Source organism: Ruminococcus sp., from assembly GCF_017650195.1.
GTDB lineage: Bacteria > Bacillota > Clostridia > Oscillospirales > Ruminococcaceae > Ruminococcus.
In genome coordinates this window covers 1-6852 of the sequence record NZ_JAGCFH010000240.1, presented here as the reverse complement: position 1 = coordinate 6852, position 6852 = coordinate 1, and the positions used below count along the sequence as shown (strand labels likewise).

Genomic DNA, 6852 nt, shown 5'->3' with positions numbered 1-6852 from the left:
TGTCAACATTTCTATTATAACGCATGATGAGCCGGTTTGCAACCGGTTTTTGTTATTTTATGGAAAATTTTTAAGGAGAGGTCAATATGAAACAGTATAATGTTGGTATTATAGGCGCAACGGGCATGGTGGGACAGAGATTTGCAACTCTGCTCGAAAACCATCCTTGGTTTAATGTAAAGGTTCTGGCTGCTTCACCGAGAAGTGCAGGTCAGACATATGAGCAGGCTGCAGGAAGCCGCTGGAAGATGACAGTACCCATGCCGGCGTCAATGAAGGATATGATTCTTATGGACGCTACAGGCGATATCGAGAAGATTGCTGGAATGGTGGATTTCTGCTTCTGTGCAGTTGATATGAAAAAGGACGAGATAAGGGCTCTTGAAGAGGCTTATGCAAAGGCTGAGTGCCCTATTGTTTCAAATAACTCTGCTCACAGATTCACTCCCGACGTGCCTATGGTAGTTCCGGAGATAAATCCCGAGCATATCGAGATAATCAAGGCTCAGCGCCAGCGTCTCGGCACAAAGAGAGGCTTCATTGCAGTCAAGTCAAACTGCTCAATACAGAGCTATGTTCCAGCACTCCACCCGCTCAGAAAGTTTGGTCTGAAGAACGTGCTGGCTTGTACTTATCAGGCAATATCAGGCGCAGGCAAGAATTTCGAGACATGGCCGGAAATGGTCGATAACCTTATCCCTTACATCGGCGGTGAGGAAGAGAAGTCCGAGCAGGAGCCGCTTAAGGTATGGGGCGAAATAAAGGGCAATGAGATAGTAAAGGCTACATCTCCCAATATCACGACTCAGTGTTTACGTGTGCCTGTATCCGATGGCCATACAGCTGCTGTATTCGTAACATTCGAGAACAAGCCATCAAAGGAAGAGATACTGGATCTCTGGAAGAACTTCAAGGGCGTGCCTCAGAAACTTGAGCTTCCAAGTGCTCCAAAGCAGTTCATACACTATTTTGAGGAGAACGACCGTCCGCAGGCTAAGCTGGATAGAAATCTCGAAGGCGGTATGGCAGTGTCAACGGGTCGTCTCAGAGAGGATACACAGTACGACTACAAGTTCGTATGCCTTTCACACAATACACTGAGAGGTGCGGCAGGCGGCGGTGTCCTCCTTGCTGAGCTCCTTGCAGCAAAGGGTTACTTCAATTAATTCGGACTGTCAAGAGATTATAAGTCTTATTGTTGCTATAACCAAACACAAAAAAGAACAATAGGTAATGAGGGATGGTTTCCAGATATATCAGCGCAGACGACACTGTTAATTCCAAATTCTGCATTCCGAATTCCTAATTAGACGAAAGGATTGAGTCTATGAAGAATACTGTATTTACCGGTGCTGCTGTTGCTATTATAACTCCTATGAACAGCGACGGTTCCATAAACTATGATGAGCTGGGACGTGTTATAGACTACCAGATTGAAAAGGGCACCGATGCAATAGTTATCTGCGGTACTACAGGCGAGTCCGCAACGATGACTGACGACGAGCATCGTGACTGCATAAAGTTCGCTGTAAAGCATACTGCAGGTAGAGTTCCTGTTATTGCAGGCGCAGGTAGTAACGACACACACTATGCCGTTGAGCTTTCAAAGGAGGCTGAGGCAGCAGGTGCAGACGCTCTTCTCCACGTTACTCCTTATTACAACAAGGCTACACAGAAGGGGCTTATCGCTCATTGCACAGCTATTGCTGACGCAGTCAATATCCCCATAATCCTTTACAATGTTCCTAGTAGAACAGGCTGCGGTTTTGATGTGGCTACGGTAAAGGAGCTTGCAAAGCACAGGAATATCGTTGCTATCAAGGAGGCAAGCGGGAATATTAGTTATGTTGCCAAGATAGCTGCTGAGTGCGGAAACGATATCGACATATACAGCGGCAACGACGATATGGTAGTTCCTGTTATGTCTCTCGGCGGAAAGGGTGTAATCTCAGTCGCTTCCCATGTTATCCCCAAGGAGATGCACGATATGGTGCAGCTCTGTCTAGATAACAATTTTACAGAGGCTATGAAGATCCAGCTGAAATACCTCGACCTTATCAACGACCTGTTTATAGAGGTCAATCCGATACCTGTAAAAGAAGCTATGAATATGGTTGGCTGGAACGCAGGTCCCTGCCGTTTGCCTCTCTGCGAGCTGACAGACGACCATAGGGCTAGGCTCAGAGCTACTCTTACAAAGCACGGACTCATTAAGTAATTAGGAATTCCGAATTAATAAGAAGGAAGTGTAAAATATGACAAATATAGCAATTTGCGGCGCTAACGGAAAAATGGGCAAGACTATCTATAACTGTATCAAGGAGCGCGAGGACTGCGAAGTAGTTGCTGGAATAGATATGTATACCGAGCAGTATGCGGATTTCCCAATCGTTGAAACTCCGGCACAGCTTCCTGTAAAGCCTGATGTTATCATTGATTTTTCAAATCCTGCCGGGCTTGACGGACTTATCGACTACTGTATGTCAACGGGTACGCCTATAGTTATCGGCTCCACTGGCTACAACGAGGCTCAGACAGCTAAGATAAAGTCTACAGCACAGCATATTCCAGTATTCTTTACCTTCAACATGTCACTAGGTGTGAATCTGCTTGTTCAGCTCGCAAAGAAGGCGGCTTCCGTCCTCGGTGACCAGTTCGATATCGAAATAGTTGAAAAGCATCACAATCTTAAGGTGGACGCTCCCAGCGGTACTGCAATAATGCTTGCGGACGCTATAAACGAGACTCTTGACAATTCAAAGCATTTTGTTTATGACCGTCACTCGCGCCGTCAGAAGCGTGAAAAGACAGAGATAGGTATGCATTCTATCCGCGGCGGTACTATCGTAGGCGAGCATGATGTTATATTTGCAGGACACGATGAGGTCCTTACACTTTCACATTCTGCCGCTTCTAAGAGCGTTTTCGCAGAGGGAGCGGTAAATGCGGCACTGTTTCTCAAGGATCAGCCTGCGGGACTATATGATATGTCGCTTCTGGTTTAAGACACATTTCCCCTGATGTAGCTTCTATGTCAGGGGATAGCTTTTTGGAGGATAATAATGCTTACACATATCGGAACACAGACAATAGAGACGGAGCGACTCATACTCAGAAGATTTGAGTATGATGACTGTGATGCAGTTTTCAGGAACTGGGCGAGCGACGAAAAGGTTCAGACAATGTACTCGGAGCCGACCTATCATACAAAGGATGAGGTAAAGGAACTGCTGGACAAGTATATCGGAAGCTATGAACATGAGGACTACTACCGCTGGGCGGTCATTGACAAGGAAAAGAGGGAGTGTATCGGTCAGATAGCCTATTTCCTTGTTGACAGCCGGAACCATTTTGCGGAGATAGAGTACTGCATTGGTGCGAAATTTCAGTGCAGGGGCTATGCAACGGAAGCCACAAAGGCTGTGATAGATTTTGGATTTAAGAAAATGAACCTGCATAAGGTGCAAATATGCACGAAAACTATAAACGCGCCTTCAAAAAGGGTTATAGAGAAGTGCGGCTTTACCTACGAGGGCACTCTCAGGGACTACTTCTTTATGGACGGCAAGTATGTGGGCAGGCTTTATTTTTCTATACTTAGGGACGAATACGAAAACGGAGGCAATATATGATGGATACAGAAATACTTGAAAGGGTGCGGGGAATATTCAAAGGCGACCGCTTCGCCACAGAAATGGGAGCTGTCATCGACGATATAGGCGACCATTACGCAAAGGTCAGCCTTGTGATAAACGAGCATCACAAAAATGCAATGGGAGGCATAATGGGGGGAGTATACTTCACTCTTGCAGATTTTGCGTTCGCTGTAGCTTCAAACTGGCAGCAGCCAGGAGTTGTAGGGTTGAACTGCGATGCTTCTTTTATTGGAGTGCCTAAAACGGAACGCATCTTCGCAGAGGCAAGACTCGTCAAGGACGGCAGGACTATCTGTTGCTACAATGTGGAAATAAAGGACGAAAAGGACAATCCCATAGCTGTTGTACAGTGTGTGGGATTCAGGAAGGCATAAGAAAAAAAGCTGCAAAATGCAGCTTTTTTTCTTTCATTCATTCAGATCTTTTCTGATTTACGCGCAGCTTTTTTCTGCTTTTTAATGTCATACATCTTATCGTCAGCCAACTTGATTATATTATAAAGCGTGTCTCCGGGCTTTGCAACTGTGACCACACTTCCTATACTTGCAGATATGGTATAGGGCTTTTGCAACAGCTTGTTGATATTGTCAAGAGCAGTGTTCAGCTTGCGGGCAAGGGTTACAGCGTCCCCATGAGTGGCTTTCGGACTAAAATATACGAACTCGTCACCGCCAAAGCGGGCGCATATCGCGTTGTTTTCACAGCAGTTGTGGACTATGCTCGCTATCCTCTGTATAGCGAAGTCGCCCTCATTGTGACCGTAGTTGTCGTTTATGAACTTAAGACCGTCCATATCTATGAAACTTATCATTATTTGACTGCCGTTTGCAACACATTCCTTGAACATATCGTCAGCAATATTTATAAAGCCGTTGCGGTTATAGATATTGCACAGTTGATCTATTACATACAGACGATTCAGCTCGTCCATGGCCTTGTTTAAGTGGGAGAGCTTACGGATATTCTCCAGCGAATTACTGAGTACCATTGACAGAGTATGGCATAGCAGGCTGTATGTAGGAAATTCACTGTTGGTGAATATATAATACCCTAGACAGCGCTCACTGAAATGCAATGGGAGGAAGTAGTTAACGCAGCTTCTCTCCTCGAAGCCCTCGGGAAACATCTCACGACTAGGGAAATAGCTGACACTCTTTCTCTGACCCTTATCCCATATAAGTGGAGCGGTCATGAATTCTGAGTACGTGTTGAGCTCGTACCCGCCAGAATCAGAGGCAAAGTTCTCCTGCCAGTCCTCACGGAGGCAGAGAGTGAATTTCTCGCATTCGAGCTCTCCGATAACGCTGGCGATGACCGAGAAGTAATCAGCCGGAGTAAGTGCTTCTGCAAGACCGGCCGTGAGCCTGTTCACCATGTGGATATTATTATTGGTGTCCTCGCTCTTGCGGTAGGTTATTTTTTTGTATTCCTTAAGGTCATCTGTACTGTTGTTTTTGCAGCCACAGCTCTCATAATAAGCCGGTTCGGCGTCAAGAATGGTGCTACGTGGCTGTTCAACGCCCTCGAGGACATTAAAGATTATCTGTGCAGCCTTTTCTCCTGCAAGGAATAGAGGGCGTTTTACCGAGGTTATGGACGGTGTGGAATTACGGGCACTGAAGGTGTTGTCAAAGCCTGTTACCATAATATCGTCCGGTACCTTGTAGCCAAGCTTGTCAAGAGATGAAGCTACTGTTAGAGCCATACTGTCGTTTGCGCAGATAAAGGCATCAGGAGCTTCAAGTCCAGAGGCAGCGAATTCGTCTATAGCTAGCTTACCATCGTAGCTTTTGAAGTCACCGTAAAATATGCGTTTTTCGTCCACGGTTAGACCGTTTTCCTCCATTGCACTTATAAAGGCGTCATATCTTGCTTTGCCCTCAGGATTCCCGAGAGGTCCGGAAACGTAGTTTATAACCTTTGCGCCGTGGTGTTGTATGATATGATTTACAAGCTTCTTCATAACCCCAAAGTTGTCTATGCTTATATCATAAAATTCAGGATTTTCACGGCTCTCGAAAACGACAGCCGGTATCTTGGCGGCAAGGACGCTGCTGAATATACGGTTACGCAGAGCGTTGTCACCAAAGGTGTTTGTCATGAGCAGAGCGCCGTCAAACTGGGTGTAGTCTATTAGATTATATATACTTGTTTCGCCAATGTCGAATTTTTCGCTGCCAACCATTCCGCCGAAGCCCGCAATGTATGAGATATTCATATTGTGAACGCTGGCGAAGCTGTTTATTCCCTTGAATATGTTGTACTGATATTCTTCGTCAAGACCGGAAACCACAACAACGATCTTTTTTGTCTTCTCGCTATCCATACGGACTATCCCCTCTTTACAACAAACTGATATATCGAAATCATATACCATTATTATTATAGTACATTTTACATAAAAAATAAATAGGTTGAGAGATTTTTGTGAGAAGTCATATAAAACAAGACAAAAATTTGTGCACACCGTAAATGGGGAGAAGATTAATAAAAGAAAAAAGGCTTTTAAAAAACTGTTGAAATGGTAGGACAATATATACAAATGTATATCCGGACAGTAATCTGTAAAGGGGCTTATCCAGATAGTAATATGTAATAATATGACGAAAAACAGCCAATGGCGTATTAGCGCATTAAAGCTGTAGCACAATAGTGCTATGAAAATTAGGATATCATATCTGTTGATTTTTGCGGATAAATAACGAAAAATTGAGAATGCATAAAAAAGTAGTGAAATCGGGAGCTAAAATGTACAAAAAGAGCAAAAAATGAGTAAGGTAGAATATTGTTAGCAAGAATTGACTTGAAAAGTTCATAAAAAAGTAATAAAATGATTGTAAGAACTGAGGAGAAGGAGGGACGCAGAAGCGACTTTGTGCTTTTGTGCTTTTTCTCGGTCGTAATACAAGGATTGAAATCACGTTATTAGAGAAAGTGAGGAATGATCAACATGAAAAAAGGCATCTTAAAGAGGCTCGTCGGTGCAAGCACAACTGCAGTGATGATCGCTTCAAGTATCCCTGCTATTCCTGCAACTGTTGTTCAGGCGGCTGACCAGCAGCAGAGAGGAAATATTGGCGGATTCGATTACGAGATGTGGAATCAGAACTATACTGGTCAGGTTTCAATGAACCCCGGCGCAGGCTCTTTCACCTGCTCATGGAGCGGCATTGAGAACTTCCTGGCACGTATGGGC

The 6852-nt window shown here is 44.6% G+C and carries 6 protein-coding genes and 1 pseudogene; 6 read left to right on the top strand and 1 reads right to left on the bottom strand.

Annotated features, from left to right (window positions below; translation table 11 throughout):
• The first annotated feature begins 86 nt into the window (after positions 1 to 86).
• From asd to J6U00_RS10950, 5 genes are all read left to right on the top strand, one after another.
• A complete protein-coding gene (gene asd / locus J6U00_RS10970; protein WP_296581812.1) occupies positions 87 to 1166 on the top strand; it encodes an aspartate-semialdehyde dehydrogenase in 1080 nt (359 codons plus the stop codon).
• 161 nt (positions 1167 to 1327) lie between these two features.
• Positions 1328 to 2218: a 4-hydroxy-tetrahydrodipicolinate synthase gene (gene dapA / locus J6U00_RS10965; protein ID WP_296581810.1), complete on the top strand. Its 891-nt coding sequence runs from the start codon at positions 1328 to 1330 to the stop codon at positions 2216 to 2218.
• Positions 2219 to 2255: 37 nt separating this feature from the next.
• Positions 2256 to 3005, top strand: a complete 750-nt coding sequence (gene dapB / locus J6U00_RS10960) for a 4-hydroxy-tetrahydrodipicolinate reductase (RefSeq protein WP_296581808.1) — start codon at positions 2256 to 2258, stop codon at positions 3003 to 3005.
• A 57-nt stretch (positions 3006 to 3062) separates the two neighbouring features.
• On the top strand, positions 3063 to 3632 hold the full coding sequence (locus tag J6U00_RS10955) for a GNAT family N-acetyltransferase (RefSeq protein WP_296581806.1): 570 nt from the start codon (positions 3063 to 3065) through the stop codon (positions 3630 to 3632).
• Entirely contained in the window at positions 3629 to 4030 is a 402-nt protein-coding gene (locus J6U00_RS10950; protein ID WP_365718828.1) for a PaaI family thioesterase, read from the top strand. The genes J6U00_RS10955 and J6U00_RS10950 overlap by 4 nt, the downstream gene beginning before the upstream one ends.
• A gap of 41 nt (positions 4031 to 4071) precedes the next feature.
• Here the strand turns inward: J6U00_RS10950 and J6U00_RS10945 are convergent, their stop codons facing one another.
• Positions 4072 to 5982 (bottom strand): GGDEF domain-containing protein, encoded by a 1911-nt coding sequence (locus J6U00_RS10945; protein WP_296581804.1) that lies wholly within the window; start codon positions 5980 to 5982, stop codon positions 4072 to 4074.
• Positions 5983 to 6606: 624 nt separating this feature from the next.
• Between J6U00_RS10945 and J6U00_RS10940 the strand changes: the two are divergent.
• A pseudogene (locus J6U00_RS10940) lies at positions 6607 to 6852 on the top strand (glycoside hydrolase family 11 protein); the annotation flags it as partial.

Excerpts from the sequence above, each read along its gene's own strand:
- J6U00_RS10955 (WP_296581806.1), top strand. The coding sequence starts at position 3,063 with ATGCTTACACATATCGGAACACAGACAATAGAGACGGAGCGACTCATA.
- J6U00_RS10950 (WP_365718828.1), top strand. The coding sequence starts at position 3,629 with ATGATGGATACAGAAATACTTGAAAGGGTGCGGGGAATATTCAAAGGC.
- dapB (WP_296581808.1), top strand. The coding sequence starts at position 2,256 with ATGACAAATATAGCAATTTGCGGCGCTAACGGAAAAATGGGCAAGACT.
- dapA (WP_296581810.1), top strand. The coding sequence starts at position 1,328 with ATGAAGAATACTGTATTTACCGGTGCTGCTGTTGCTATTATAACTCCT.
- asd (WP_296581812.1), top strand. The coding sequence starts at position 87 with ATGAAACAGTATAATGTTGGTATTATAGGCGCAACGGGCATGGTGGGA.
- J6U00_RS10945 (WP_296581804.1), bottom strand. The coding sequence starts at position 5,982 with ATGGATAGCGAGAAGACAAAAAAGATCGTTGTTGTGGTTTCCGGTCTT.